We start from the raw sequence: 25,420 nt of genomic DNA, 5'->3' as shown, positions 1-25,420 counted from the left end.
CACTCGTGTCTCACGTGGCGGGTGCGGTCAGTCCGGCGGTGACGAAGCCGGCCAGGGCCGTCACCGCGGCGGGGCTCGAGGTCTCGGTGCCCCCGAACCGCAGGAGGATCAACTGGAAGGCGAGTGCCCAGCGTCGGCGCGCCTCGCTCGCGGTCAGGCCGGGGACGGCCTCGGCGAGCATGTCGGCGAACGGATCGAGATCGAACCAGCGCGACGTCCAGCTCGCGGTGGGATGGGCGAACACAAACCGTGCGAGCAGCTGTAGGTGCAGATGTCCGGTCGGGTCGGACTGCAGGTCGACGAAGGGGGCCACCACAACGTCGACGACATGCGCGATCGGCGTACCGGCCGGGTCGAGGGAGGCCAGCGGGTCGGCCCACAGCGGACCCAGGCGAGACTCCAGGAGCGCGATGGTGAGGTCGTCCTTGGTGCCGAAGTGATAGTGCACCGCCGCCGGGTTCGCCTCGGCGGCCGCGCAGATCGCCCGGACGGACACCTTGTCGTATCCCTCGGCGAGAAAGAGACGTTCGGCGACGGCCAGCAGGGCGTCGCGGGTGGGCAGCGACGTCGAATCGCGGCGCTCACCGCGTCCGGCGCGCGTGGTCTGGGTCACACGTCGAGGAAAGCACAGTTCAGTCGATGTTTCAATCAATGATTGAATACGTAAGTTGCTACCGGCGAGTAGTGGGACACTCTGCGGCGACGGTCGGGCGCGACGTAGGCTGGCAGTCGTGGCTGAACACTTTCAAACAGTTGTATTGGGTGCAGGTCCAGGTGGGTACGTAGCCGCGATCCGGTCGGCTCAACTGGGCATGAAAACCGCCGTCATCGAGGAGAAGTACTGGGGCGGTGTGTGTCTGAACGTCGGATGTATCCCGTCCAAGGCTCTGCTGCGCAATGCGGAGCTCGCACACATCTTCAACCATCAGGCCAAGACCTTCGGCATGAGTGGGGACGTGTCCTTCGACTTCGGCGCGGCATTCGACCGCAGCCGCAAGGTCTCGGACGGCATCGTCAAGGGCGTCCACTACCTGATGAAGAAGAACAAGATCACCGAGATCGACGGTTACGGGGTGTTCACCGACGCCAAGACCATCAAGGTGGGCGATCGGGAGATCACGTTCGACAACGTCATCATCGACACCGGGTCGACCGTCAAGCTGCTCCCCGGCGTCGAACTGTCGGAGAACGTGGTCACCTACGAAGAGCAGATCCTGACCCGTGAGCTGCCCGAGTCCATCGTCATCGTCGGTGCGGGCGCCATCGGTATGGAGTTCGGTTACGTCATGGCCAACTACGGCGTCGACGTCACGATCGTCGAGTTCCTCGATCGCGTGCTCCCCAACGAGGACGCCGACTCCTCGAAGGCCCTCGCCAAGGAGTACAAGAAGCTCGGCATCAAGCTGCTGACCTCCACCCGGGTCCAGAAGGTGACCGACAACGGTGACAGCGTCACCGTCGCCTACACCGACGCCAAGGACAAAGAGGGTGAGCTCACCGTCGACAAGGTCCTGATGTCCGTCGGATTCGCCCCGCGCGTCGAGGGCTTCGGCCTCGACAAGACCGGTGTCCAGCTCACCGACCGCGGCGCCATCGCGATCGACGACTACATGCGCACCAACGTCGACGGCATCTACGCGATCGGCGACGTCACCGCCAAACTGCAGCTCGCGCACGTCGCCGAGGCACAGGGCGTGGTGGCCGCCGAGACCATCGCCGGCGTCGAGACCATGACCCTCGGTGACTACCGGTTCATGCCGCGCGCCACCTTCTGTCAGCCGCAGGTCGCATCGTTCGGCCTCACCGAGGCGCAGGCCAAGGACGAGGGTTACAACGTCAAGGCGACCACGTTCCCGTTCTCGGCCAACGGCAAGGCCCAGGGGCTCGGCGAGACCGCGGGCTTCGCCAAGCTCGTCACCAATGCCGACACCGACGAACTGCTCGGCGGACACCTGGTGGGCGACAACGTCTCCGAGATGCTCCCGGAGATGACGCTGGCCCACAAGTGGGATCTCACGGCCAAGGAGTTGGCGCGGAACGTGCACACGCACCCGACCATGTCGGAAGCACTGCAGGAGACGTTCCACGGCGCTCTCGGGCACATGATCAACCTGTAGACGTGTGAGTGCAGACGAGCGGGTCCGGGAGTGGACGCTCCCGTGGCCGCTCGATTTGCGGGCCACGGTCGGCCTGCACCGGCGCGGGGCGGGCGACCCGGCGTTCGTCTACGCCAGGGACGGTTCGGTCTGGCGGGCGGTGCACACCCCCGACGGACCGGGCACCCTGACGATCGCCGTGCGGTCCGGCGTCGTCGTCGGTCGCGCATGGGGTCCCGGCGCGGACTGGTTGCTCGACCAGATGCCGGATTTCCTCGGTGCGCGTGACGATCCCGACGCCCTCGTCCCCCGCGATCCCGTTGTGCGAGAACTGGTGCGCCGCGCCGAGGGCCTGCGACTCTCACGCACCGACCGGGTCTGGGAGGCGCTCGTCCCGGCGATCCTGGAACAGAAGGTCGTCGGCGCGGAGGCGTTCCGTGCCTGGCGATATCTGTTGCGCCGCTTCGGCTCTCCCGCGCCCGGACCGGTCCCGGAGACAATGCGTGTGCCGCCCGCCCGGCAGGATTGGGTGCGCATCCCGAGCTGGGAGTGGCACCGCAGCGGCATCGAACCGGTCCGCATGCGGACCATTCGCGGCGCCACCACCATCGACGTCGAACGTCATGCGCGGAAGCTCACCGTGCTCCGCGGTGTCGGCCAGTGGACCGAGGCCGAGACGCTGTCGCGGTCACTCGGCGACCCCGACGTGGTCAACGTCGGCGACTACCACATCCCGAAACTGGTGGGACTCACGTTGATCGGCGAGGCCGTCGACGACGCGGGCATGCTCGAACTACTCGAACCCTATGCGGGGCAACGGCAACGAATCATCAGGCTGGTCGCGCGGCGGGGCGTCCGGCCCGAACGGCGGGGGCCGCGGATGACGGTCCGCGACTACCGGGAGTTCTGAGGCGCCTCGGGCCGTCTACGACGCCGACTTGCGCGCCAGCACGAACTGCCCCTGGCCAGTGATCGTCTGCTCGACGTCGTCCAGGCCGGCGCGTCGGAGGCGTTCGACGATCTCGTGGTCGTCGAAGATCCGGTACCCGCTCGCCCCGGCGAGCGGCCGGACGCCCGGGAACGAGGTGAGCGGCGTCGTCACCGAGGTGAAGACCACGATCTCGCCACCTGGTGCGGTCACCCGCACCAGCTCGTCGACGACCGGTAGCGGGTCGGGGATCAGATAGAGCGCCGCCAGGCAGGTCACCACGTCGAAGGTGTTGTCGGCGAACGGCAATGCGTGGGCATCACCCCGCAGGAACGCGGCCCGCCCCACCGCGTTGGTCTGCGCGGCCCGCGCCAGCATCGGCGCGGAGAAGTCGATGCCGATGCAGCGACCGTCGCCGGTGAGTCCGTCGGCGATCTCGCGTGTGTAATTGCCGGGGCCGCAGGCGACATCGAGGACCAACCGGTCACCGGGGCGGGCGAGGTAGGCGCGTAGTGCGCGGTCGAAGTCGGCGGTGGAACGGCCACCGAGGCTGAAGAGCCGGGTGAAGGTCGGCCGCCACATGTGTTCGTAGATCTCGGCGAAGTACTCGTTGCGCATCAGTCGCTGCGCGATCGACTCCATCTCAGGACCGGGTGTCGCGCTGGACGCGCAGCGTGTGGATGGTGGTCGCGAGGCTGTCGTATTGACCGACGAGCAGGGTGAACCCGATGAGTTTGCGCTCGTCGAGGTGCCGGGACAGCGCCTGCCATGCGATGTCGGAGACGTCCTTGGTCTCGACGAGTTCGTCGACGGCCCGCAGGATCGCCCGTTCACGATCACCCCACCCGGCGTCGGGACCCGCCAGGATCCGGTCGAACTCGTCGGCGGTGATCCCGGCGCGTCGTCCGAGGCGCCGGTGATGGTCGAGTTCGTAGTCGCAATGTCGCAGGTGGGCCACCCGGATGATCACCATCTCGGAGTCCTTGCGCGACAACACGCCGAATGGCATGAGGCGACTGCTGAAGTGGAGCCAGCCGCGGAACAACCCCTTCGCGCGCCCGAGGGTGGAGAAGATGTGCGCGTCGTCGACACCCATGACGCGTGCAGCCCCCCGCGCGAAGACGAAATTGACCGGCCCGAGCTCCCGGAAACCACCCGGTGCAACGCGAGGTGTGCCCATGGGCCCACGGTAGACTACGCGGACTATGACGCACACCACACGGACGTTCACCAGTGTCGACGAACTGAAGGCCGCGATCGGCGAGGACCTCGGCTCGGGCGAGTGGCTCGAGATCACCCAGGAACGAGTCGACGCCTTCGCCGATGCGACCGGCGATCACCAGTGGATTCACGTCGACCCCGAGCGTGCGAAGTCCGGTCCGTTCGGGACGACCATCGCCCACGGGTACCTGACGGTGTCGCTGCTGCCGATGATCGCGGGGAAGATCTTCACCGTCGAGGGCCCCAAGCTGGTCCTGAACTACGGCATGAACAAGCTGCGCTTCCCGAATCCGGTGAAGGTCGGCGCCCGCATCCGCTCGAACGCGGTGATCACCTCGATCGAGGAGACCCCCAAGGGCGTGAACATGGTCGTCACCAACACCGTCGAGATCGAGGGCGAGGCGAAGCCCGCGTGCGTCGCCGAGAACCTTCGCGTCCTCGTCTTCTGACCAGGGCGGCTCCTCGACGCTCAGCGGCGGCACTCGTCGACGGCCGGTTCGCCGCGTAGCCGGCGGTCGAGCCAGTCGAGGGCGACGGGGAAGCCGAGCAGCGCCGCGCTGACGTGTTCACCGAAAACCTCGCGGTAGGCCATGACCGCACCGAGGGCGCACTGTTCGCGGTAGAGGGCGCGGGCGCCGGCCGCGGGTATCCACCACTCGTGGGTCCCGTGGTAGATCAGCAGCGGGATCACCGAGGCGCGGTCGGCCATCGCGGTCAGCCGATAGATCCGCTCGGCGGTCGGCGACCGGAACGGGTCGGGATCACTCGAGAGCAACTGCATCGGCAGGAAGGTGCCACCGGCCACCGCCTCGGGGATCACGCACACGTTCTTCAACGGCGACGACGCGAGCCAACGCGCGGGCCGGTTCGCGAGGGCCAGGATCTCCGGGCGCTCGCGCGCGATGCCGACGGTGGCCGCGTGGAACAGGCCGGTCGCGAGGTTCGCGTTCATGCTCCCGACCAGCATGCGGAAGTCGGCCGGGACGCCGCCGAGAGCCGCGCCGACGACACGGTCGGTGAGCTCGGGTGCGTACTCGCCCAGTAGTTTCGCCGCTCCGTGGGTGGCGATGGCACCGCCCGAGTATCCGGTCATGGCGATCCGACTGCGGCGCAACAACTCCGGGCGCGTGCGGAGGGCCGCGCGGACGGCGTCGAGGATCACGTGCCCGGCGAGTACCGGCTCCGCGTAGGCCATCCGGGGTCCCTGGTGGTCGGGCACGAGCACCGCATAGCCCTCTTGCAGCGCCAGCTGGGTCGTCGGCGGGATCAGGTCGGTGACGCCCGTCGCGATGGAAAACCCATGCGCGAGTGTGTGTCCCGGTGTGCAGGCGGCGCCGAGTGAGTCGATCGGCAGGTTGTTCACGAGCATCGGCGTCGGTGCTCTGGCCGTTCGACGCGGGACCAGCAGGGTCGCGGTGCCGAAGATCGGCGCCCCGACGGCATCGGTGCTGCGGAACTTGATCAGCGTCGCCGATCGGAGCGGTACCGTCACCACCGGCCCGGCGGCGGCGGTGACGTCGCGGGTGGCGATCACGTCTCCCGGCGGGCGTGAATCCAGGTCGGTCGGCCAGCGGTCGAACATCGGGTCACCCGTGGGGGACGGCAGAATCGCTTCGCGCAATTCGAGTGCGCGGTGGTCGAATCCGTCAGCCTGCGCACGAGGCGGGATCGTGCGAAGTCGAGGAATCGGCGGCGGCGGCACCGCGCGGTCGATGGCGCCTGCGACGGGCGGCGGCAGCGGCATCATGTTCGGCGGGTCCGCGGCCGATGGTCCGGCGGACAGCGAGCCGACGGCGGCCACCAGCAGCACGGCGACCACCAGCACGGTGGCCGCCCACACCGCCCGGCATCGAAGCGCGTGCCGGGTTCTCGTCATGGCGGTGCCTCCGCGTCGAAGAGCGCTTCGTCGGTGACCTTAGGACAGTCGACCCGGCGCGGACGCCCGTTGCGCATCGATGGTCGCCGCGCCGAGATGTAACCGTGATGTGCGGCGCGATAGGCGGTTTCGCGTGTCACCCGACCGGACTACATGGGTGCCGCCATGGATGGTCGCTCCCGCGTGGGCCGTCGTCACCGACTAGCATTGGCGGAGGTCATCGCGGTTCGAGTCGTCAGAGGTGCTGCCGGGGGCGGGCGACTCGACGATGGCCGAGGTGAGACGGGAGGTTGGCGATGCCGGCCAGGGGTGTTCTCCGACGATCGGTCCGACGCGCAGCGGTCGCGGTGACGGCGACGTGTGCCGCCGTGGCGCTCCTCGCGGTCCCGACCGGGACGAGTGGTTATGCCGACGCCGAGCCGCCCAATCTCACCGCGGTCCCGCCACAGTTGCCGGCGGACGTCGACGGCCTGATCCCGGCGCCGCCGGTCGAGAAGCTGTCGCGCATCCCGGAACGGTCCCGGATTCCCGGCGCCTCCCATGAACTGCAAGAACTGCGTGAGGCGATCATGCCGTCGCCCAGTGGCGACCGGTTCTTCGACCACTGGCCGGCCGGTCTGGCCGCGCGGACACCCGGTGAGGTCCTGACCACGCGGTCGGTGACCCGGGTGGCACAGCCCCTGGTCTTCGTCCCGCTGCGATCGGCGCGGCAGGTCAAGTTCCGGACGACCGACGCTAACGGTGCCCCGATGTTCGGCACGGCCACCCTGCTGGTGCCGGCCAAGGCCTGGACCGGGCGGGGAGACCGCCCCGTCCTGGTCAACAACTCGCCGATCGTCGCGCTGGGCACCAAGTGCACGACGGGCTTCACCTACGCGCACGGTTTCACCAACAACACGAACGAGACCGATCTCATCCCGCCGTTCACCCAGCTCGCGTTGGACCGGGGTTATGCGGTGCTCGTGCCCGACCACACCGGGCCCCGGATGGCCTACGCCGAGCCGTATGTCGCGGGCCACGTGATCCTCGACTCGTTGCGCGCGGCCGGCGCTCTCGACCCGGCGAACTTCGCCCGCGGACCGGTCGCCATGGTCGGCTACTCCGGCGGGGCGATCGCCACCCACGGCGCGGCCAAGCTGGCCGCGAAGTATGCGCCCGACATCGCCGGGCGGTTCGTGGGGGCGGCCATCGGCGGGGTGCCCGCCGACTACCGGACACTCGCCGGCGCCATGAACGCGAACCTCGCGTCCGGGGTCTTCCACGCCGCGATGCTCGGCGTCGCCCGAGAACGGCCCGAGGTCCTCCAGATGTCGAACCATCTGGCGAGATGGCTTGCGACGTCGGAGATCCGCAACATCTGCACCGATGACATGGGCAACCTCGGGATCGCTCACCTGCCGACGCAGCTCCTGTCGACCGACCCCGATCCGTTCCACTCCGCGATCGCCGAAGAGCTCTTCGAGGTCACGTCCATGTCGGATCTGAAGGCGTCGATGCCATTGCTGATCTACCACGGGCGCTACGAGTGGTGGGTTCCCGCAACCCAGGCACGGGCGCTCGCCGCCCAGCAGTGCGATCTCGGTGCGACGGTGACGTACCGGGAGTACGAGGCCGAACACGTGACGGCGGCTGCGGTCGGGTTCCCGGACACCGCGACCTGGCTCGACGAACGTCTGCGCGGAGTGCCCGCTCGGGACGAGTGTCGATGAGTTGTGCTGCGGCCCTTCGTGGCTCGTCGCTATCGCTCCTCGCACCTCAGGGAGCAGAGGGGGGTGGATCAGGGCGCGGCGGGGCGCGTTTCGGTGAGGCTCATGTACGGCGAGACGCTGCTGGTGTGTTCGTCGATGCGAAGTGACGCTCCGACCGCGGGGAACGCGCGCTGGGCGCAGTTGGTCCGCTCGCACACCCGGCAACCGGCGCCGATCGGGGTGACATGCGCCTGCGGTCCGATCTCCAGACCGTCGGAGTAGATCACCCGCGCGGCGTGGCGCAGTTCGCATCCCATGCCGATCGCGAAGGTCTTGCCGGGCTGTCCGTAGCGGGTGGCGCGGCGTTCGACGGTGCGCGCAACCCAGAAGTAGTTCCGGCCGTCGGGCATCTCGGCGATCTGGGTGATGATCTTGCCGGGGTAGGCGAATGTCTCGTAGACGTTCCACAGCGGACAGGTGCCGCCACTGGAAGAGAAGTGGAAACCGGTGGCGGACTGACGTTTCGACATGTTCCCGGCTCGGTCCACGCGCACGAACGACCAGGGGATGCCCCGCAGGTTGGGCCGCTGCAGCGTCGAGAGGCGGTGGCAGATCGTCTCGTAGGAGACGGCGTAGAAGGCCGAGAGGCGTTCGATGTCGTACCGGAAATCCTCTGCGGCGCCGTGGAATTGGCTGTAGGGAAGGACGACTGCGGCGGCGAAGTAGTTCGCCAGACCGAGAAGTCCCAGCGCCCGGGCGTCCTCACCGCTGAAGTTCGCCTCGTCGACCAGTTTGTCCAGGAGGTCCTGGTACTCGAGATAGCAGAGCTCGCTGGCGAGTTTGAACGTCCGCTGACCTGCCGAGAGCGACGCGGAGAACTCCAGACGCCGGGCCTCGCGGTCGAACCGGTGCAGGGTGTAGTCCCCGAGGTCGACGCGGCGCACGATGCTGATGCCGTGGACGCTCTCGATGCGGTTCATGATCTCGCGCCGGATGTCGGCGGAGTGCATCCGCATCCGGGTCGTCATCTCCTCGGCGACGACATCGAGTTCGTGAATGTAGTTGCGGCGCTGGTAGAAATAGTCCCGCACCTCCTCGTGCGGCGCGCTGATGGTGCCCCGCATGCTGCGGTCGCCCCGCTCGTCGGTCGCCGCCGCGAGCTGATCGGTGGCGACCCGGTAGCGGCGGTGCAGGTTCACCATCGCCTGGGCCATCTCGGGATGCGACGCGACCATCGCGCTGAGCCCTTGGGCGTCGAGTGCGCCGGGGGAGGCCTCGAGGTCGTCGTCGAGCAGCGCCTCACGCAGCTCGGCGACCAGCCGGACATCGTCCTGGCTGTCGAAGAACCCGGCGTCGACGCCGAAGGCCTCGGTGATCTTGGACAGCACCGACGCGGTCAGCGGACGGGCATCGTGTTCGATCTGGTTCAGGTACGACGCCGAGATCGACAGGGTCTGCGCGAGGGCAACCTGCGACAGGCCGCGCTCGGAACGCAACTGGCGCAACCGCGAGCCCACGTAGGTCCTGCTCATCGTCCACCTCCCGGACAGGTGCTGCCGCGTCGCGCGTCGTTCCCAGGGTACGGTGACCGCGTGCTACCCCTCCTCGGCCGACGCCGCCCGCCGGTAGCGCTGGCCGCGTCGATCGTGGCAGTGGCGCTCGGCCTCGCGGGGTGCGCGGGCGACCCGGGGGAAACGACGGCTCCCCGCGGTCCCGCCGATCTCGTGCTGTCCGAAGCCCAGCTGCCGCCGGGGTACACCTCCGCCCCGCTGTCGGTGGTGGATCTCGTCGCCGGGAACCGGGCCGCCATCGACGCCTCCCGATCGGTGCGCGTCACGCCCGAGTACTGCCGGCCCACCTCCGACGCCGCGCTCAACGACCAGCTGACCGCCGACAACTCGGCGGTGCTGGCCGCCCGTGACGGAGCGACGGGCACCCTCGTCGAACTGGTCACCACCGCATCGCGCGACATCGACGCCGACCGGCTCACCACGACCGGCCGCTGCTCTCGGACCACGACGGAGATCACCACCGGCAACCTCGCGGGCAGTCGGGTGCTCACGGTGTACACCGAACTGCCCCAGCCGGAGATCGACGGCGGGTTGCTGCCAGGGGAGCAGATGCTGCTCACGCGATCCGACGTCACGACGACCCTGCCCGATGGCGGTGTCCGGCGGCAGATCGGGTTCGCCGGGTACGCCGTGCTCGACCGGCCGGCATCCGGGCCGGTGACGATGCAGCTGACGGTGTCGGGTGCGACCACCCGTGCGAGCGATCCGCCGGCCATCCCGGTGGAGCCGATCGAACCGTCGGTGTTCGCGGATCTCTTCGAGACCGCCGTCGAGCGCGTCACCACACCCTGACGGCCGCCGTCCGCTGTCCGCGGACCGTGCCGCACTGGTGTGATGGACATCACTTTCGGGTATCCGGCCGTCGAGGTCGGGGTCCGAGGGCCTCCGAGACCACGGATCGGCTCGACTACTCGTGAGTAGAAAATCCCAGTACGGACGTACTTTTTGGCGGAAGTAGACCCTGCGTTCACAGAACTATATTTGCAAACTTTGCAAACAGGTGGCGAAAAATAACCCATATTTACACGCTTCGAGGGTTGGACCTGCGGGTTTGTGTTGTGGCACCCTTGCTGCAGGCACCACCGATACCACGTCGACGGGTTCGCAAACCTCGGCCGAGACTGACGCCGATCGCGATCACACACCCCAGACGAGGACATCGGCTGTCTGTCAGCAGAGAGGTTCCGGCGGCGCGCCGGGCCGTCGCCCCGATCCGGTCCCCGGTCGGGACGAGCAGGACAACGAAAGCGAAGCAGCCAATGAGCAACGTCGGAAAGCCCCGTACCGCCGCGGAGATCCAGCAGGACTGGGACACCAACCCGCGCTGGAAGGGCATCAAGCGCGATTACACCGCCGAGCAGGTCGCCGAGCTCCAGGGCTCGGTCGTCGAGGAGCACACCCTCGCCCGCCGCGGCGCCGAGATCCTGTGGGACGGCGTGACCAAGGGTGACGGCAGCTACATCAACGCCCTGGGCGCTCTCACCGGTAACCAGGCCGTGCAGCAGGTCCGCGCCGGCCTGAAGGCCGTGTACCTCTCGGGTTGGCAGGTCGCCGGTGACGCGAACCTGTCCGGCCACACCTACCCCGACCAGTCGCTCTACCCGGCCAACTCGGTCCCGAGCGTCGTGCGTCGCATCAACAACGCGCTGCTGCGTGCCGACGAGATCGCCCGCGTCGAGGGTGACAACTCGGTCGACAACTGGGTCGTGCCGATCGTGGCCGACGGTGAGGCCGGCTTCGGCGGCGCCCTCAACGTCTACGAACTGCAGAAGGCCATGATCGCCGCGGGTGCCGCCGGTACCCACTGGGAAGATCAGCTCGCGTCGGAGAAGAAGTGCGGCCACCTCGGTGGCAAGGTGCTCATCCCCACCCAGCAGCACGTCCGCACCCTGAACTCGGCTCGTCTCGCCGCCGACGTCGCCGGTGTCCCCACCGTCGTGATCGCCCGCACCGATGCCGAGGCCGCGACGCTGATCACCTCCGACGTCGACGACCGCGACAAGCAGTTCGTCACCGGTGAGCGCACCGCCGAGGGCTACTACCACGTGAAGAACGGCATCGAGCCGTGTATTGAGCGTGCGAAGTCCTACGCGCCCTACGCCGACATGATCTGGATGGAGACCGGTACCCCGGATCTCGAGCTGGCCCGCAAGTTCGCCGAGGCCGTCAAGGCCGAGTACCCCGACCAGCTGCTGTCCTACAACTGCAGCCCGTCGTTCAACTGGAGCAAGCACCTCGACGACAGCACCATCGCGAAGTTCCAGAACGAGCTGGGCGCCATGGGCTTCACCTTCCAGTTCATCACGCTGGCCGGCTTCCACTCGCTGAACTACGGCATGTTTGACCTGGCCTACGGCTACGCCCGCGAGCAGATGTCGGCGTTCGTCGACCTGCAGAACCGCGAGTTCAAGGCTGCCGAGGAGCGCGGCTTCACCGCCGTCAAGCACCAGCGTGAGGTCGGCGCCGGCTACTTCGACAACATCGCCACCACCGTCGACCCCAACACCTCGACCGCTGCTCTCAAGGGCTCGACCGAGGAAGGCCAGTTCCACTAGGAACTCGCCACCGTCGTGATCTAGGCGAACCAGGCAGGCGGTCCGCGGCTTTCGCTGCGGGCCGCCTGTTGGCGTATCCCGGGCTCGGCGCGTGCCCGGAGGGTCACCCATGTTCTTGCGAAATCGGTTCTTGCCGAGGACGTTTCCACCCGAGGAGCCGACATGACAAACCAGAAGATCTCCCGCGTCGGCGTGGTGGGGGCAGGACAGATGGGCGCGGGGATCGCCGAGGTGTGCGCGCGGGCCCACGCCGACGTGCTCGTCTACGAGCACAGCCGAGAACTCGTCGTCGCCGGTCGCGCCCGGATTCTCCGGTCACTCGATCGCGGTGTGTCGAGCGGCAAACTGACCGAACGCGAACGCGACCAGGCGTCGATGCGACTCCGCTTCACCACTGACCTGGGCGACTTCGCCGATCGCCACCTCGTGTGCGAGGCCGTCGTCGAAGACGAGGCGGTCAAGACCGAGATCTTCGCCCAACTGGACAAGGTCGTGACCGACCCCGGGGCAGTCCTGGCGTCGAACACATCGTCCATCCCGATCATGAAGCTGGGCATGGCAACCCAGAACACCGCCCGCGTCATCGGCATGCACTTCTTCAACCCCGTACCGGTTCTCCCGCTGGTCGAACTCGTCACCACCCTGACGACCGCTCCGGAGATCGTCGAGCGCGCCGAGACCTTCGCCCACGACGTGTTGGGCAAGCAGGTGGTCCGGTCGGCCGATCGATCCGGATTCGTCGTGAACGCTTTGCTGATCCCGTATCTGCTCTCATCCATCAGGATGGTGGAGAGCGGTGTCGCGACCGTCGACGACATCGACAAGGCCATGGTCCTCGGGTGTGCGCACCCGATGGGTCCCCTCAAGCTGGCCGATCTGGTCGGACTCGACACGATCAAGGCCATCGCCGACCGGATGTACGAGGAGTTCAAGGAGCCGCTCTACGCACCGCCTCCGCTGCTCTTGCGCATGGTCGAGGCGGGGCGACTGGGCAAGAAGGCCGACCACGGCTTCTACCGGTACGCCTGATCGACGCCGGTCCGGCGGGCCCTCTGGGGTGACGTGTGTCACGAGTGTTAGCAAGATGCTTGCATTTGTTAGCACAGCGTGGATACTGGTTATCGGAAACACCAATACCGATGGCGCCGCGGTTCCCTTATCTCGCGCGGTGTGAGCCGAATCGAATTGGCTTGCAACACCGACCGTTTCGAGGCGGCAGGCGACGGATTGTTCCGACATGCGCCCGGCGAAGTCGCCGAGATCAACGAGACCGCATGTGCTGCAGCGCGATTGGTGACCCGACCGAAGGAGTCCACTGTGACCACCACCGAACGTAACTACGCCCCCCTCTATGCCGCCGTCGGCGCCGGCGACTACGCCTTCGCCCAGGTGACCGAGAAGCTGACCGAACTGCGTGAGCGCACCGAGGCTGCTGCCGAGACCGCCCAGTCGCGTCTCGAGGCCCGCTACGCCGAGACCAAGACCCTGATCACGGATCTGCCCGAGACCGCCCAGACGCGTTTCGACGAGGCCAAGACCCGCATCGGCTCGCTGTCCGAGGAGGTCCCGAGCGACCTCGACGAGCTGCGCGGCAAGCTGACCGCCGAGGAGCTCAAGCGCCTCGCCGACCCCTACGTCGAGAAGGCCTACGGCTTCTACACCTCGCTCGCCGAGCGCGGCGAGGCCACCCTCGAGCGCCTGCGCACCAAGCCGCTCGTCCAGGAGAACCTGTCGCGCGCCGAGAAGGTCTACAACGACGCCGTCGACCTGACCGAGGACGCCCTCGGCGTCGTGTCGACCCAGACCCGCCTCGTCGGTGATCGTGCGGCGAAGCTCGCCGGCCGTGCGAGCGAGCAGGTCGAGGACGTCGCCGTCGCGATCGAAGAGGCCGGCAGCAGCGTCAAGGAGCAGGCCGACGACGCGGCCAAGGAGATCGACGGCGCCGCAGGCACTGTCGAGGCCAAGGGCCGTGCCGCCAAGGCTTCGCCGGCCAAGAAGGTCGCCGAGGCCAAGGACACCCCGGTGCCGGCCGTGAAGAAGACCGCCGCCAAGAAGGCGCCGGCCAAGAAGGCCCCGGTCAAGAAGCCGACCACCGCGAAGTAACTCGCACACAGTCGCATTCGGCAACGCCCCCGCTTCCGGCGGGGGCGTTGTCGTGTGTGGGGGGCGCCTTCGACTCGGGACGAGGTCCCTGACCTGCGGTGGTGTTTCCGTCCCGCGGTGGTCTTTCCGTCCCGCTGATGAGATCTGATCAGCGGGAGGGAAATGGGACCGCGGGACTCAGCTCATCAACTCGAACTTCTCCAGCCATGGCCGGAGCAGGCCGATGAAGGACCCGTCCTCGAGCATCGACCAGGTCCAGCGCACGACGACGGGGCCCAGCGCGCGGATCTCGTCCTCGCGCAGCTTCTCCTGCAGCACGACGTCGGCCACCGTCATCCCTGATGGCCGAAGGCGGCCGTATTTGACCATGCCGTCGAACTCCCCGACGAGCTTCGCCCCCCAGTCGAAGTCGACACGGTAGACGCCGCTCCGCGCACAGTACTCGCGTTGCAGTCGTGGAGCAGGCAGGCCGGCCTCGATCATCTGCGCCCGACTCCACGATTCGCCGACGCTTTCGGCCGCCCCATCGGCCAGTGCCAGCGCACGCCGAGCCACTCGACCTCCGCGCCGACGACGAGAGGCGAGCATCCGGCCCATGAGCTCACGATCGGCGCCTGCTCGAAGTGCCTGGTCGAAGGCGGTGAGGGCCTGTGCGAAGTCGCCCCCGGCCGCTACATCGACAGCGGTTCGCTCGATTCTGGTGACGGGTATTCCGTCGACGACGGCGAGCTCGTCTGCCGTCAGGGCGGCGGCGTGAACGTGACGATGCGTCGCGATGAATCCGCCGGCCTTCTTGCCGTTGGTGACGTGAACGCGTTCGGTGGCGGGCTTCAGCAGCGGAATGCCGAGCACCGCGGCGGCCGAGACGTGACTCAGTGGCAACTGTGGTGCGCTCGCCGGCTGTGACGTGGCGATCGCGACAGACTTGAGGCGGTGCAACTCCTGGTCGCCTTCGTGCCCGGCGAAGTCGTCGGATGCCGGCACGTAGACGCCGGGGATGAGCCGGATCAGGTCCCCGGCGGATACCGCTGCAGCAAGCAGGTTGTCGGAGAAGGCCGCATCGAGTGCGGCGCCGCGACGGATCAGACCGTAGCGGTCCAGTGGGTAGCTGGTCATCTCTATTCGACGCAGCGGAGGGCGTCTCGGCTCCATCGGGTTTTCCCCAACCTTCCCGCGGTCCCGCTTCCGTCCCGCTGATGAGATCCGATCAGCGGGACGGAAACAGCACCGCTGGAGCGAGACTCCGCGACGGCGCCGGTCAGGGCGTCCGGATGGTGAGGACCGCGAGCGCGCCGTCGTCGCTGCGGTAGGTGTGCGCAACATCGGACAGCCAGTGCAGGGATTCGCCCGGCCCCGCCGCGCGTTCCTCGCCGGCGCGACCGGCCCGGAGATGGCCGCTGACGACATGTACGTGCTCGACGACGCCGGGCCCGTGCGCGGGCGACTCCCTGGTCCCGCCCGGGCTGACGCGCAACCAGAAGACCTCGGTGACCGAGCCGTCGTCGTGATGCTCGACGTGCAGCACCCGGGCGGCGAGGTGGGGGCCGGCGCCCTCGACTCCGGATTCCTCGCCCAGGAGGGCGGACAGCGGCACGCCGAGCGGACCGGCAATGGCGTACAGCGTGTCGAGGGTCGGATTTCGTTGTCCACCTTCGAGTTCGGACAACGAACCCTTGCCGATCCGCGCTTCCCGGGCGAGGCCTGACAAGCTCAGGCCCCGCTGCTTTCGGATGGCGGAGATCCGGGCCCCGACCGCGCGTCGTCGATCCTCGCCGGGTGTCATCGTCCTCGTCTCGTTCGCGTCGCTGCCGACATCCACTGTTCTGTTTACGGAACGATACCGCTATGCTCGCGACATGACCAGTCCCGCGCCGCGGGCTCGCAGTGAGCCGATCATCGCCGGAGTCGTCACTTCCCTGGTCGGTTTCACCTCGTCGTTCGTCGTGGTGGTCACCGGCTTGCGGGCCGTGGGCGCCAGTCCGGCACAAGCCGCGTCGGGTCTGCTCGTGCTGACGATTCTGTTCGGACTCGGATCGATTGCGCTGTCGCTGCGCACCCGCCGACCGGTGACACTGGCGTGGTCGACCCCGGGCGCGGCACTCCTCGTGTCGGCGGGTGCGTCCTACGACGCCGGGTGGGCGGCGGCGGTCGGGGCGTTCCTGGTGGTGGGGTTGCTGATCCTCGCGACCGGACTGGTCCCCGCACTCGGCGAACTCATCGGCCGGATTCCGACGCCGATCGCCCAGGCCATGCTGGCCGGCGTGCTGCTCACCCTCTGCCTCGCGCCGATGACGTCGCTGGCCGCACAACCGTGGTCGACACTTCCGATCCTCGTCGTGTGGCTCCTCGCAATGCGGTGGCTGCCCCGGTGGGCGCTGCCACTGGCCTTGGTCACCGCGCTGGTCGTGATCGGGGTGAACCTCGCCGTCGACGGATACGACGGCTGGGAGGGTGAGACGTGGTGGCCGCAGTTGGTCTGGACGACACCGACTTTCGACGCGACGGCGATCGTCGGACTGGCGGTCCCGCTCTACATCGTCACCATGGCCTCGCAGAACGTTCCCGGGGTGGCCGTGCTCAAGTCCTTCGGCTATGAGACGCCCTGGCGTCCGGCGATGTTCGTGACCGGCACGGGAACCGTACTCGGAGCGCCGCTCGGCGGACACGCCATCAACCTCGCGGCTCTGTCCGCGGCACTGGCCGCGGGTCCGGAGGCGGGCGCCGACCGATCACGGCGATGGATCGCCGGTGTGGCGACGGGGTCGACGAGCCTCGTACTAGCGGTGCTGTCGGGTGCGCTGGTCGTCGTCACGGCGATCGCGCCGGACGGACTGCTCGAAGCCGTTGCGGGACTTGCGCTCCTGGCCACGTTCGTGGCCGCGATCATGGGGGCGTTCGAGAAGCCGGAGTTCCGCATTCCCGCGGCACTGGCGTTCGTGACCGCGGCCGCGGGCGTCACCTTCGGGGGGATCGGTGGCGCGTTCTGGGCGCTTGTCGTCGGGCTGGCGGCGCACGGGGTGCTCAGTCGGCGCCCGGTTCCTGCTCCCTGATCCGAAAGAACCGCATAACCCCTGGTCCCTGAGGTGCGAGGAGCGCAAGCGACGAGCCACGAAGGGCCTGGCGAGGCGAGTTGCGAAGACCCTTCGTGGCTCGCTTCGCTCGCACCTCAGGGACCAATAAGTGTGTGGCTCTTTCGGATCAGGGACCACTTGGTGTGCGGCTCTTTCGGATTGGGGAGCGGAAATTCAGTCCGCGGCGGCGAGTCGTCTCTTCTCGGCCTCGACGTCGAAATCGGCGGCAGGCCAGTCGAGGTCGAGGCGAGTGAGCGCGTCGATGAGTAGTTCGCACACCGCGAGGCGCGCGAACCACTTGCGGTTCGACGGGATGACGAACCACGGCGCGGAGTCACGATCGGTCAGGTCGAAGATGGCCTGATACGCCTCGAGGTAGTCATCCCAGTGGCCGCGTTCGTCGACATCGCCCGGGTTGTACTTCCAGTACTTGTCCGGTCTTTCGAGGCGCGCGGCGAGGCGGCTCTTCTGCTCGTCCTTCGACACCACGAGGCAACACTTGACGACGGTGGTCCCGCCGGCGACGAGTTCGGACTCGAACTGGTTGATCAGGTCGTAGCGTTTCTCCCACACCGACTGCGGGACGAGGTTGTGCACCCGGACGGGGAGGACGTCCTCGTAGTGCGACCGGTCGAAGATCCCGATCCGGCCCGCGGGCGGCAGGGCGCGGTGGATACGCCACAGGAAGTCGTGCTGCAACTCCTCTTTGGTGGGTTTGCCGAACCCTTTGATCGACAGACCCTGAGGGTCCATCATCCCGCCCACGTGGCGCACGATGCCGCCCTTGCCGGCGGTGTCCATGCCCTGCAGCACGAGCAGAACCGAGCGGTGGTCACCGGCCCGCCCGTTGGCGTACAACAACTCCTGGAGATCGGCGAGAACCTCGCCGCGCTGCGCGAGCAACTCCGTGCCGGAGGCCTTGTCGCCGTCGAAGCCCGGCGTCGTCTCCGGGTCGAACGACGCGATCGGCCCGATGGCCCCGACGCGCAGGGCATCGGCGGCGGGAGTGGTCCAACCAGCGGTCATGGGGTCCTCTCGGGGTCGGATGCGGGCGCCGGATCGGCCGGGGGTGGGAACAGCGGCCCGCCACCGAACGCCGTGCGGTGTGAATCCGGCGGCGTGCCATCGTTGTTCACGATCCCATAGGCGGAACCGAGTTCGGCGGTGACGAGCGTGCGGCCGCTGAGGTCGGACAGCCCGGGATCGCCCGCCAGCCGGGAGATGACCCGGCCGACGAACTCGGGGTCCTCCGCGCGGGCGAGCGAGAAACCGGCGAATTCGTCGACGCCCAGCGACAGCAACAGCTCGGTGCGGATCAGGCCGAGCCACAACGAGATCGAGCTGACGCCGGTGCCCCGCAGCTCCACCGCCATGTCCGCGGCCATCTTGTCCAGGGCGGTCTTGCTCATCCCGTACAGGACCGAGTGCAGATGACCGCGCGAGCCGAACGACGAGATGTTGACGATGAGACCGCGGCCGGCGTCGGTCATGAGCCGGGCCGCGTGCACCGAGGCCACGTAATGCGCTCGCAGTCCGACGCCGATCAGGGTGTCCCAGTCGTCGACCGGTCGCTTCCAGAACGGGTCGGAGAACCCGCCGAAACCCTTCGGCGCGGCCCACGCGTTGTTGACGAGAAGATCCAGACCGCCTGCGCCGGTGGCGATCTCGTCGAACACCGCGGCCACCGCGGCGTCGTCGGTGTGATCGCAGGGCAACGCGCGGGCGCCGTCGGGGCCGGTTCCCTGTCGCGACGTGACATACGTCGTCCACCCGTCGTCGATGAGCGCACGAGCGATGCCGTACCCGACGCCGCGACTGCCGCCGGTGACGAGAGCGACGCGCGTCATCAGGCGCCGGGGGTCCCGGAGGCGGGATCGGCGGGCAGGGGGTCGGCGGGTGGGGGATCGAAGAGCGCAGGCGGCGCCGCCAGGAACTTCTCCCGGGACCCGTTGACCTGCCAGACACCCACGACCGCGCTCCAGACCATCATGGTCAGATAATCCACGACTTCGTCGGCGCTGAGGGTGCGTTTGGTCATCCACCAGTCCACGACGTGCTGGATACCGCCCACGAGCGCGTGCGACCAGAGCTCGGCGCCGGTGGTGTCCGCGCCGCGTTCGGCCATCCGCAGCTGGATGTTCCCCATCACCAACTGGGTGACAAGTCGCACCGAATCGGCGGGCGCCGGTGACGAGGTGGGCGAACTGGCCAGGGCGAACCGGTACAGCTGCGGTTCGTCGTCGACGGCGTGCACGTACACCCCGATGATGGTGTGGGTGAGCGTGTACTCGTCGAGATCGTCGGCGATCGCCTCGGTCAGCCGCGGGTAGATCGTCGTCTCGAAGAACCGCACCGTCGTCGCGACGCCGAGGTCGCTCTTGTCGGCGAAGTAGCGGTACAGGACGGTCTTGGAGACGCCGATGTGGGTGGCGATCTCGTCCATGCCGACGTCGGCGCCCAGTTCACGGACCGCGGCGATGACACCGTCGGTGAGTTCGGTGCGTCGGGCGAGCTTGTGCTTCTCCCACCGCTGTTTGCGACCGTCGGGTTTGGCGCCGGTCTCGGCGACCGACTCGGTGACCGTCGTCAGGACCTGTTCCAGCCCGCGCGTCACGTTGGCCGCGGCCGCCACTGCGGCGCGCGCGGCCGCGGCGGGATTCGGGCGGTTGGCCATCACGCAGCCAGCGTAGTCGCTCGATGGGTGACACTGGTTCCATGGCATCGACAGTCATCCCAGGAGTCGCCGTTCAGCACGACGGTCCGCCGGCCACGGCGTCCGCGCCCGGATTCGGCGGGAACAGCGCCGGCGACGAGGGCAGACGCAGGGACCTTCGCAAGATGAAAGCGGTGGCCACCGGCTTCTTGGTCTTCGCCGCGATCGTGTATCTGTTCACCCGCTACCTCGAGCATCGCGACGGCGCCGACGTCGCGGCCTGGGTCGGCTACGTCCGCGCGGCCTCCGAAGCCGGGATGGTCGGCGCGCTGGCCGACTGGTTCGCGGTGACCGCCCTGTTCCGCCACCCGCTGGGCATCCCGATCCCGCACACGGCCCTGATCCGCAAGAAGAAGGACGACATCGGCGAACAACTCGGCGGCTTCATCGAAGAGAACTTCATGACGCCCGATGTGGTGGTGTACCGAGCCGAGCAGCTGGATCTGCCCCGACGGTTGTCGACGTGGGTGGCCGACCCGCGCAACGCGCCGCGGGTGAGTGGCGAAGCCGCCCGAGCGATCAAGCTCGCCGCGGAGATGCTGCGCGACGAGGATGTCGAACAACTCATCCAGGCCGCGTTGAAGTGGGCGGCCGAACCCCAGTGGGCGCCGCCCACCGGCCGCATCCTCGAACAGCTGATCGCCGAGGATCGTCTGGAGCCGGTGTTCCAGCTGCTGTGTGACCGGGCTCATGAATGGGCGGTCGGCAGCCAGGATCTGATCGATCGGGTCGTGGACCGGGACGGACCCCAGTGGACGCCGAAGTTCGTCAACAGTCTGGTGGGGGACCGGATCTATCGCGAGCTCGTCGACTTCACCTACAAGGTGCGGGTGGATCCCGATCACGAATTGCGGCGTGCCATGCACGAATTCGTGGAGAAGTTCGCCGATGATCTGCAGCACGACCCCGAGATGATCGCCAAGTTCGAGGCTCTCAAGCTCGAACTGGTCGGGCGCGACGAGGTGACCGGTGCCGCGTCGACGGCGTGGCAGACCGGCAAGGCCGTCATCGAGGAGATGCTGTCGGACCCGAACAGCACGCTGCGGAACACGTTGTCGGACTCCATCATCCAACTCGCGGAACGTGTCCGCGACGACCGGCCGCTGCAGGAGAAGATGAACGGTTGGGTGGCGCGGGTCGCACACCACGTCGCCGCGAACTACTCACAGGAGATCATCTCGGTCATCACCGAGACCGTGCGTGGTTGGGATGCCGATGACACGAGTCGCAAGATCGAACTACAGGTCGGCCGCGACCTGCAGTTCATCCGGATCAACGGCACCGTCGTCGGCGCACTCGCCGGGCTCGTCATCTACTCCACCTCGGTGCTGATCTTCTCCTGACGCATCGTCCGCGGCGTCGAACCGGGAGTTTGCTGTGTGCTTGCACGGGCTAGCACTGGTGTTGATACTGGGAGAACGGGCCGAAAGTCGGACACATCGCCGAACGTCGGGCCCCACCATGAGAACGGAGCGTTGATGCAGTCCGAGAAGGATGAAGCGTCCCCCGACGCGGACCGCGCCTCGGCCGCCGACTCCGCCGCACCGGGTGAAAGCTCCACTGCTGACCGCGTTTCCGGCGTCGAGGTGGCCGGCGACGACCCTGATTCGACGACCCCCATCGCGGTGGAGGCGGTCGAGGCCGTCGCCAACGCGGCCCAGGACATCGGTGCGTTCATCCGGTCCCAGCGGGTCGCGGGCAAGGTCTCGCTGCGCCAGCTCGCCGAGCGGGCGGGCGTGAGCAACCCCTACCTGAGCCAGATCGAACGCGGCCTGCGGAAACCGTCGGCGGAAGTGCTCGCCCAGATCGCCAAGGGTCTCCGCGTGTCGGCCGAGGTCCTGTACGTGCGGGCGGGGATACTCGAAGAACGGCCCGCGAGCCCGGTCCGTGATGCTCTCATCGCAGATGACTCCATCAACGAACGTCAGAAGCAGATGTTGCTGGAGATCTACGAGTCGTTCCGGAAAGAGAACACGATCGAGTCGACCGGCAAGGAGTAGTTGATGAGCGAGAACCCGTTGACCACAGCCGTGGGGCAGGTGGCTGCCTTGCTCGCAGACGTGCGTGAGCGCGGCGAGGCCGCGAGCGAGCAAGCCCAATCGAAGCTCGTCGAGACCGTCGGGTCGACCCAGGCGAAGGTCGCCGACGCGCAATCCAAGATCGCCGAGACCGTCGAGAACACCCAGTCCAAACTCGCCGAGACGGTCGGTTCGACACAGTCCAAGCTCGAGGCGCGGATCACCGGTTCGCGGGACGACGCCCAGGCCCGGATCGACGAGGCGCTCGCCACGGCACTGGCCATCTTCGAGGACGCGAGGACCAAACTGTCGGCGCTGCCGGTCGAATTGCCCGCCGAGATCGAGGATCTGAAGGCGCGGTTCTCCCCGGAGGAGCTGCGCAAGGTGGCCGAGGCGTACCTCGCGGTGGCCGCGGGACTGCTGACCGCGCTGGCGGAACGACGCGACGAGGCGGTGGAGAAGCTCAAGTCACAACCGCTCGTCGGCGAGAACCTGCCGAAGCTCGAGAAGGTGTACAACGACGCCGTCGGTCTCACCGAAGACGCGCTGGGGACGATCTCCGAGCAGACCCGGGCGGTCGGCGAACGTGCGCTGAAGCTGGCGAACCGGGCCGACGATGCGCCCCGCGACGAGAAGCCACGCATCGAGCCGCCGGTGAAGTCGGAAGGCGACATCGTTCCGCCGGCGAAGGCCGCGACGAAGGCGGCACCGGCGAAGAAGGCGGCACCCGCCGAGAAAGCCGCGGTCACGACGGCGCCGGCCAAGGAAGCGGCGAAGAAGGCATCGCCGGCGAAAGAAGTGGCGAAGAAGGCCCCGGCGACAAAGACTTCGGCGACCAAGGTCCCGGCCAAGAGTGCGCCGGCCAAGAAGACGCAGGCCAAGAGCGCTCCGGCGAAGAAGGCGGCGGCAAAGGAGTCGGCGACGAAGAAGGCGGCGCCGGCCAAGGCGCCCGCCAAGAAGGCCGCCGCCGTCAAGGGCCCGGCCGAGCGGGCTGCCGCGAAGACCGCCGCCAAGAAGGCACCGGCCAAGAAGACCCCGGCGAAGAAGGCTCCGGCGAAGAAGGCTGCGACCACACAGACCGCGGCCAAGAAGACCCCGGCGAAAAAGGCCGCCGCGAAGCAGACCCCGGCCAAGAAGGCTGCTGCCGAGAAGGCCCCGGCGAAGAAGGCGTCACCCGGCGCCGAATGATCGTCGACGGGCCGGGTGACCGCACCGCGTCGTAGGGTGTCGCAGCAAACGGCACTCGCGCGACTACAGTGTTCGACGTGGACTTCTTCAGCGTAATGGCCTACGGCCAGAGTCTGATCATGCTGACGCTCACGGTGGTCGCGGGCATCGCCTCGACCGTCGCGCTCATCCACGCCGCCATCCAGCGGCCCGACGCCTTCCCGGCGGTGGATCGGCAGAGCAAGGTCATCTGGGTCTCGATCCTCGCCGCCGCGACCCTGTTCATCTGGTTCTTCGGTGCGGTGAACTTCCTGGGCATCATCGGAGTGGTCGCGATGCTCGTCTACCTCGTCGACGTACGCAAACGGGTCGACGACATCCAGGGCAAGTCCTGGTTCAGCAAAAGGGCCTGACGCATCGTGGCGGAGTATCGGATCAACGACCTGGCGGAGGCATCCGGGGTCAGCGTTCGCAACATCCGGGTCTATCAGGACCGCGGACTGTTGCCGCCGCCCACCATTCGCGGACGCGCCGGTTGGTATTCCGACCAGCACCTCGTCCGGCTGAACCTGATCTCGCGCATGCTCGAGCGCGGTTACACCTTCGCCACCATCAGTGAGCTGCTGCACGCGGCGCATCACGGCATGCGGGTGGAGCAGATCCTGCGCGGCACACCGAAGGGCGGCCGGTTCCGCAACTTCAAGCGCGCGGCGACGATCACCATCACCGAGTTGCGCAAGACGCTGAACGCCAGCGACCGGTCGATCGCGCTCAGCCAGAAGCTCGGACTGCTGGCGAAGGACGGCGCGCACTACGCGATTCGCAACCCGGAATTGCTCGAGGGGGCCGAGATCCTGGTCAAGAGCGGGGTCGACATCGATGTCCTGCTCGACCGGTGGGTCCGCGTCCAGGAAGACCTCGAAGATGTCGCCACCAGCTTCGTCTCGATCATCACCGACAAGTACTTCGACGAGAACCTCCCCGACCTGGGCGAGGCCGGCGTCAGCGAGATGGCCGACCTCATCCAGACGGTTCGGCCCATCGCCCACGAGATCGTCGAGACGACGTTCCGCAAGGCGCTCGACGAGCAGATCTCCAAGGCGATCGGGGAGGCGGCGACCTACTTCGACGCCGAGGTGCCCCCGCCGGTCCTGCCCGCCGGCGAGGAGTCGGAGCCGGCACAGGCGGACTATGAGACAACGGACGTTGGTACATTGAACCCCGAGACGGGGCGCTGAGCCGGATTCGGTGCCTTGCAGAGGACCAGTGAGGTCCTCGACAGGTGAGGAGTGCCGGATGAACACGAAGTCAGTGGCCAGTGCGGGCAGCGTTGCCACCGCGATCGGGGCGGGCGTGGTCGCGCTGGGAATCGGAACCGTCTTCGCGCGACTCGCGCGCGAGGCACTGCAGGCCGAATTCGCCGTCGACGACGGCCCGGACGATCTCCTCACCCGCCCGGACAACGCCCCGCAACGTCTCGAGGTCCCGACCGCGGACGGGGCCCGGCTCAATGTCGAGGTCTACGGTGACCCCGACGACCCCGGCGCCGACGACACCGGCGACGTCATCGTGATGGTCCACGGCTGGACCTGCAACACCGCCTACTGGTACCCGCAGATCAACCACCTGGCCGCCTCCGAGGGCGGCTCCCGCCGGGTCGTCACCTACGACCAGCGCGGCCACGGTGGCAGTGAGCGCGGCCACCGCCGACCGACCGTCGCCATGCTCGGTGAGGACCTCGACGCGGTGCTCGAGGCGGCAGTGCCGGCCGGGCGCCGCGCGATCCTGGTGGGACACAGCATGGGCGGCATGACCATCATGTCGTGGGCGGCCCAATACCCCGACAAGGTCGGGTCGCTGGTGTCGTCGGTGGTGCTGGTCTCGACCGCCGCCAAGGCGGTCATGGACAACCACCTGCTGATCCCGGTCGATCTGCCGGCGTACGCCAAACCGTTCGCGCCGGCCGCCGCGAAGATGATCACCTCGGTCCCGGTTCCGATCCCGAAGACGTCCTACGGCGTCCGCTTCTCGCACTACATCGCCCTCGGGCCGCACGCCCGCCGGGCGCACGTCGAGTTCGTCGACGAGATGATCGGCTCGTGCCCGCCGCGCGCTCGGGCCGGATGGGGTTCGGCGATGGGGAAGCTCGATGTGACCGCCGGACTCGAGGCGTTGACGGTGCCGACCACCGTGGTCGTCGGCACCGAGGACCGGCTCACCCCGCAGGTACACGCCGAGCAGATCGCCGAGGTGTTGCGCCGCAACGGTTCGCTGCGAGAGATGGTCGTCTACGACGGCGTCGGACACATGTCGAGCATCGAGGCCGCCGAACGCTTCAACGCCCTGCTCGACGACGTCGTCGCCGAGAGTTCCCGGGAGACAGCGGATCTGAAGGACACCCAGGCGGTCTGAC

Annotated in this window: 25 protein-coding genes; 15 read left to right on the top strand and 10 right to left on the bottom strand. The window is 67.9% G+C overall.

What is annotated here, in order from left to right:
- Nucleotides 1–10: 10 nt before the first annotated feature.
- A complete protein-coding gene (locus B1818_RS00815; RefSeq protein WP_058251287.1) occupies nucleotides 11–613 on the bottom strand; it encodes a TetR/AcrR family transcriptional regulator in 603 nt (200 codons plus the stop codon).
- Nucleotides 614–731: 118 nt separating this feature from the next.
- On the opposite strand from B1818_RS00815, the gene lpdA reads away from it, so the two are divergent.
- Together lpdA and B1818_RS00805 are read left to right on the top strand one after the other, a co-directional pair.
- Nucleotides 732–2,117, top strand: a complete 1,386-nt coding sequence (gene lpdA, locus B1818_RS00810) for a dihydrolipoyl dehydrogenase (RefSeq protein ID WP_058251286.1) — start codon at nucleotides 732–734, stop codon at nucleotides 2,115–2,117.
- 4 nt (nucleotides 2,118–2,121) lie between these two features.
- The gene (locus B1818_RS00805) at nucleotides 2,122–3,006 is read left to right on the top strand and encodes a DNA-3-methyladenine glycosylase (RefSeq protein ID WP_058251285.1); all 885 of its coding nucleotides are present in this window, start codon (nucleotides 2,122–2,124) and stop codon (nucleotides 3,004–3,006) included.
- Between the two features lie 15 nt (nucleotides 3,007–3,021).
- Here B1818_RS00805 and B1818_RS00800 read toward each other — a convergent pair whose 3' ends face one another.
- Both B1818_RS00800 and B1818_RS00795 read right to left on the bottom strand, forming a co-directional pair.
- Entirely contained in the window at nucleotides 3,022–3,666 is a 645-nt protein-coding gene (locus B1818_RS00800) for a class I SAM-dependent methyltransferase (RefSeq protein WP_058251284.1), read from the bottom strand.
- A 1-nt stretch (nucleotide 3,667) separates the two neighbouring features.
- Entirely contained in the window at nucleotides 3,668–4,204 is a 537-nt protein-coding gene (locus tag B1818_RS00795; RefSeq protein WP_058251283.1) for a carboxymuconolactone decarboxylase family protein, read from the bottom strand.
- Nucleotides 4,205–4,229: 25 nt separating this feature from the next.
- On the opposite strand from B1818_RS00795, the gene B1818_RS00790 reads away from it, so the two are divergent.
- Complete coding sequence (locus B1818_RS00790) at nucleotides 4,230–4,694, top strand: MaoC family dehydratase (protein ID WP_058251282.1); 465 nt, start codon at nucleotides 4,230–4,232, stop codon at nucleotides 4,692–4,694.
- 20 nt (nucleotides 4,695–4,714) lie between these two features.
- Here B1818_RS00790 and B1818_RS00785 read toward each other — a convergent pair whose 3' ends face one another.
- Nucleotides 4,715–6,121 (bottom strand): lipase family protein, encoded by a 1,407-nt coding sequence (locus B1818_RS00785; protein ID WP_078111702.1) that lies wholly within the window; start codon nucleotides 6,119–6,121, stop codon nucleotides 4,715–4,717.
- A 296-nt stretch (nucleotides 6,122–6,417) separates the two neighbouring features.
- Between B1818_RS00785 and B1818_RS00780 the strand changes: the two genes are divergently transcribed.
- Nucleotides 6,418–7,830, top strand: a complete 1,413-nt coding sequence (locus B1818_RS00780) for a lipase family protein (RefSeq protein ID WP_078111701.1) — start codon at nucleotides 6,418–6,420, stop codon at nucleotides 7,828–7,830.
- Between the two features lie 68 nt (nucleotides 7,831–7,898).
- On the opposite strand, the gene ramB is transcribed toward B1818_RS00780, so the two are convergent.
- Entirely contained in the window at nucleotides 7,899–9,341 is a 1,443-nt protein-coding gene (ramB, locus tag B1818_RS00775) for an acetate metabolism transcriptional regulator RamB (RefSeq protein WP_058251281.1), read from the bottom strand.
- A gap of 60 nt (nucleotides 9,342–9,401) precedes the next feature.
- On the opposite strand from ramB, the gene B1818_RS00770 reads away from it, so the two are divergent.
- The 4 genes from B1818_RS00770 to B1818_RS00755 all read left to right on the top strand — a co-directional run bounded on the left by B1818_RS00770 (nucleotide 9,402) and on the right by B1818_RS00755 (nucleotide 14,038).
- The gene (locus B1818_RS00770) at nucleotides 9,402–10,172 is read left to right on the top strand and encodes a hypothetical protein (RefSeq protein WP_058251420.1); all 771 of its coding nucleotides are present in this window, start codon (nucleotides 9,402–9,404) and stop codon (nucleotides 10,170–10,172) included.
- A gap of 467 nt (nucleotides 10,173–10,639) precedes the next feature.
- Nucleotides 10,640–11,935 carry an isocitrate lyase gene (gene aceA, locus B1818_RS00765; protein ID WP_058251280.1) on the top strand — a complete coding sequence of 432 codons (1,296 nt, stop codon included), beginning with the start codon at nucleotides 10,640–10,642 and terminating at the stop codon, nucleotides 11,933–11,935.
- A 162-nt stretch (nucleotides 11,936–12,097) separates the two neighbouring features.
- Nucleotides 12,098–12,964, top strand: a complete 867-nt coding sequence (locus tag B1818_RS00760) for a 3-hydroxybutyryl-CoA dehydrogenase (protein WP_058251279.1) — start codon at nucleotides 12,098–12,100, stop codon at nucleotides 12,962–12,964.
- A gap of 288 nt (nucleotides 12,965–13,252) precedes the next feature.
- Nucleotides 13,253–14,038 carry a hypothetical protein gene (locus tag B1818_RS00755; RefSeq protein ID WP_058251419.1) on the top strand — a complete coding sequence of 262 codons (786 nt, stop codon included), beginning with the start codon at nucleotides 13,253–13,255 and terminating at the stop codon, nucleotides 14,036–14,038.
- Nucleotides 14,039–14,215: 177 nt separating this feature from the next.
- Here B1818_RS00755 and B1818_RS00750 read toward each other — a convergent pair whose 3' ends face one another.
- Both B1818_RS00750 and B1818_RS00745 read right to left on the bottom strand, forming a co-directional pair.
- The gene (locus tag B1818_RS00750) at nucleotides 14,216–15,154 is read right to left on the bottom strand and encodes a hypothetical protein (protein WP_058251278.1); all 939 of its coding nucleotides are present in this window, start codon (nucleotides 15,152–15,154) and stop codon (nucleotides 14,216–14,218) included.
- Nucleotides 15,155–15,296: 142 nt separating this feature from the next.
- A complete protein-coding gene (locus B1818_RS00745) occupies nucleotides 15,297–15,821 on the bottom strand; it encodes a helix-turn-helix domain-containing protein (protein ID WP_058251418.1) in 525 nt (174 codons plus the stop codon).
- 73 nt (nucleotides 15,822–15,894) lie between these two features.
- Here B1818_RS00745 and B1818_RS00740 point away from each other — a divergent pair, with 73 nt between their 5' ends.
- Nucleotides 15,895–17,088: a benzoate/H(+) symporter BenE family transporter gene (locus tag B1818_RS00740; RefSeq protein WP_058251277.1), complete on the top strand. Its 1,194-nt coding sequence runs from the start codon at nucleotides 15,895–15,897 to the stop codon at nucleotides 17,086–17,088.
- Nucleotides 17,089–17,283: 195 nt separating this feature from the next.
- Here the strand turns inward: B1818_RS00740 and B1818_RS00735 are convergent, their stop codons facing one another.
- From B1818_RS00735 to B1818_RS00725, 3 genes are read right to left on the bottom strand one after another with little or no spacing between them, the layout of a single operon-like run.
- Nucleotides 17,284–18,135, bottom strand: coding sequence for a PPK2 family polyphosphate kinase (locus B1818_RS00735; RefSeq protein ID WP_058251276.1), 852 nt, complete (start codon nucleotides 18,133–18,135; stop codon nucleotides 17,284–17,286).
- On the bottom strand, nucleotides 18,132–18,956 hold the full coding sequence (locus B1818_RS00730) for an SDR family NAD(P)-dependent oxidoreductase (RefSeq protein WP_058251275.1): 825 nt from the start codon (nucleotides 18,954–18,956) through the stop codon (nucleotides 18,132–18,134). Before B1818_RS00730 ends, B1818_RS00735 begins: the two co-directional genes overlap by 4 nt.
- Nucleotides 18,956–19,783 (bottom strand): TetR/AcrR family transcriptional regulator, encoded by an 828-nt coding sequence (locus B1818_RS00725; protein ID WP_176455861.1) that lies wholly within the window; start codon nucleotides 19,781–19,783, stop codon nucleotides 18,956–18,958. The genes B1818_RS00730 and B1818_RS00725 overlap by 1 nt, the downstream gene beginning before the upstream one ends.
- A 41-nt stretch (nucleotides 19,784–19,824) precedes the next feature.
- On the opposite strand from B1818_RS00725, the gene B1818_RS00720 reads away from it, so the two are divergent.
- The 6 genes from B1818_RS00720 to B1818_RS00695 all read left to right on the top strand — a co-directional run bounded on the left by B1818_RS00720 (nucleotide 19,825) and on the right by B1818_RS00695 (nucleotide 25,419).
- Complete coding sequence (locus B1818_RS00720; RefSeq protein ID WP_078111699.1) at nucleotides 19,825–21,165, top strand: DUF445 domain-containing protein; 1,341 nt, start codon at nucleotides 19,825–19,827, stop codon at nucleotides 21,163–21,165.
- A gap of 135 nt (nucleotides 21,166–21,300) precedes the next feature.
- Nucleotides 21,301–21,822: a helix-turn-helix domain-containing protein gene (locus B1818_RS00715; protein WP_078111698.1), complete on the top strand. Its 522-nt coding sequence runs from the start codon at nucleotides 21,301–21,303 to the stop codon at nucleotides 21,820–21,822.
- Between the two features lie 3 nt (nucleotides 21,823–21,825).
- Nucleotides 21,826–23,028, top strand: a complete 1,203-nt coding sequence (locus tag B1818_RS00710) for a heparin-binding hemagglutinin (RefSeq protein ID WP_078111697.1) — start codon at nucleotides 21,826–21,828, stop codon at nucleotides 23,026–23,028.
- Between the two features lie 68 nt (nucleotides 23,029–23,096).
- Nucleotides 23,097–23,420, top strand: coding sequence for a DUF2516 family protein (locus B1818_RS00705; protein ID WP_058251270.1), 324 nt, complete (start codon nucleotides 23,097–23,099; stop codon nucleotides 23,418–23,420).
- 6 nt (nucleotides 23,421–23,426) lie between these two features.
- Nucleotides 23,427–24,245: a MerR family transcriptional regulator gene (locus B1818_RS00700; RefSeq protein WP_058251269.1), complete on the top strand. Its 819-nt coding sequence runs from the start codon at nucleotides 23,427–23,429 to the stop codon at nucleotides 24,243–24,245.
- Nucleotides 24,246–24,303: 58 nt separating this feature from the next.
- Nucleotides 24,304–25,419 carry an alpha/beta fold hydrolase gene (locus B1818_RS00695; protein WP_078111696.1) on the top strand — a complete coding sequence of 372 codons (1,116 nt, stop codon included), beginning with the start codon at nucleotides 24,304–24,306 and terminating at the stop codon, nucleotides 25,417–25,419.
- Nucleotide 25,420: the final 1 nt, after the last annotated feature.

It is taken from the genome of Gordonia sp. IITR100 (assembly GCF_002009645.1).
Lineage (GTDB): Bacteria > Actinomycetota > Actinomycetes > Mycobacteriales > Mycobacteriaceae > Gordonia > Gordonia hongkongensis.
This window is presented reverse-complemented; position numbering and strand designations above follow the sequence as displayed.

Coding starts and splice junctions, on each gene's coding strand:
- B1818_RS00730 (WP_058251275.1), bottom strand. CDS start 18,956: ATGACGCGCGTCGCTCTCGTCACCGGCGGCAGTCGCGGCGTCGGGTAC.
- B1818_RS00795 (WP_058251283.1), bottom strand. CDS start 4,204: ATGGGCACACCTCGCGTTGCACCGGGTGGTTTCCGGGAGCTCGGGCCG.
- B1818_RS00715 (WP_078111698.1), top strand. CDS start 21,301: ATGCAGTCCGAGAAGGATGAAGCGTCCCCCGACGCGGACCGCGCCTCG.
- B1818_RS00695 (WP_078111696.1), top strand. CDS start 24,304: ATGAACACGAAGTCAGTGGCCAGTGCGGGCAGCGTTGCCACCGCGATC.
- B1818_RS00735 (WP_058251276.1), bottom strand. CDS start 18,135: ATGACCGCTGGTTGGACCACTCCCGCCGCCGATGCCCTGCGCGTCGGG.
- B1818_RS00745 (WP_058251418.1), bottom strand. CDS start 15,821: ATGACACCCGGCGAGGATCGACGACGCGCGGTCGGGGCCCGGATCTCC.
- B1818_RS00790 (WP_058251282.1), top strand. CDS start 4,230: ATGACGCACACCACACGGACGTTCACCAGTGTCGACGAACTGAAGGCC.
- B1818_RS00710 (WP_078111697.1), top strand. CDS start 21,826: ATGAGCGAGAACCCGTTGACCACAGCCGTGGGGCAGGTGGCTGCCTTG.
- B1818_RS00725 (WP_176455861.1), bottom strand. CDS start 19,783: ATGGCCAACCGCCCGAATCCCGCCGCGGCCGCGCGCGCCGCAGTGGCG.
- ramB (WP_058251281.1), bottom strand. CDS start 9,341: ATGAGCAGGACCTACGTGGGCTCGCGGTTGCGCCAGTTGCGTTCCGAG.
- B1818_RS00800 (WP_058251284.1), bottom strand. CDS start 3,666: ATGGAGTCGATCGCGCAGCGACTGATGCGCAACGAGTACTTCGCCGAG.
- B1818_RS00785 (WP_078111702.1), bottom strand. CDS start 6,121: ATGACGAGAACCCGGCACGCGCTTCGATGCCGGGCGGTGTGGGCGGCC.
- B1818_RS00720 (WP_078111699.1), top strand. CDS start 19,825: ATGGCATCGACAGTCATCCCAGGAGTCGCCGTTCAGCACGACGGTCCG.
- B1818_RS00740 (WP_058251277.1), top strand. CDS start 15,895: ATGACCAGTCCCGCGCCGCGGGCTCGCAGTGAGCCGATCATCGCCGGA.
- B1818_RS00750 (WP_058251278.1), bottom strand. CDS start 15,154: ATGACCAGCTACCCACTGGACCGCTACGGTCTGATCCGTCGCGGCGCC.
- aceA (WP_058251280.1), top strand. CDS start 10,640: ATGAGCAACGTCGGAAAGCCCCGTACCGCCGCGGAGATCCAGCAGGAC.
- B1818_RS00780 (WP_078111701.1), top strand. CDS start 6,418: ATGCCGGCCAGGGGTGTTCTCCGACGATCGGTCCGACGCGCAGCGGTC.
- B1818_RS00760 (WP_058251279.1), top strand. CDS start 12,098: ATGACAAACCAGAAGATCTCCCGCGTCGGCGTGGTGGGGGCAGGACAG.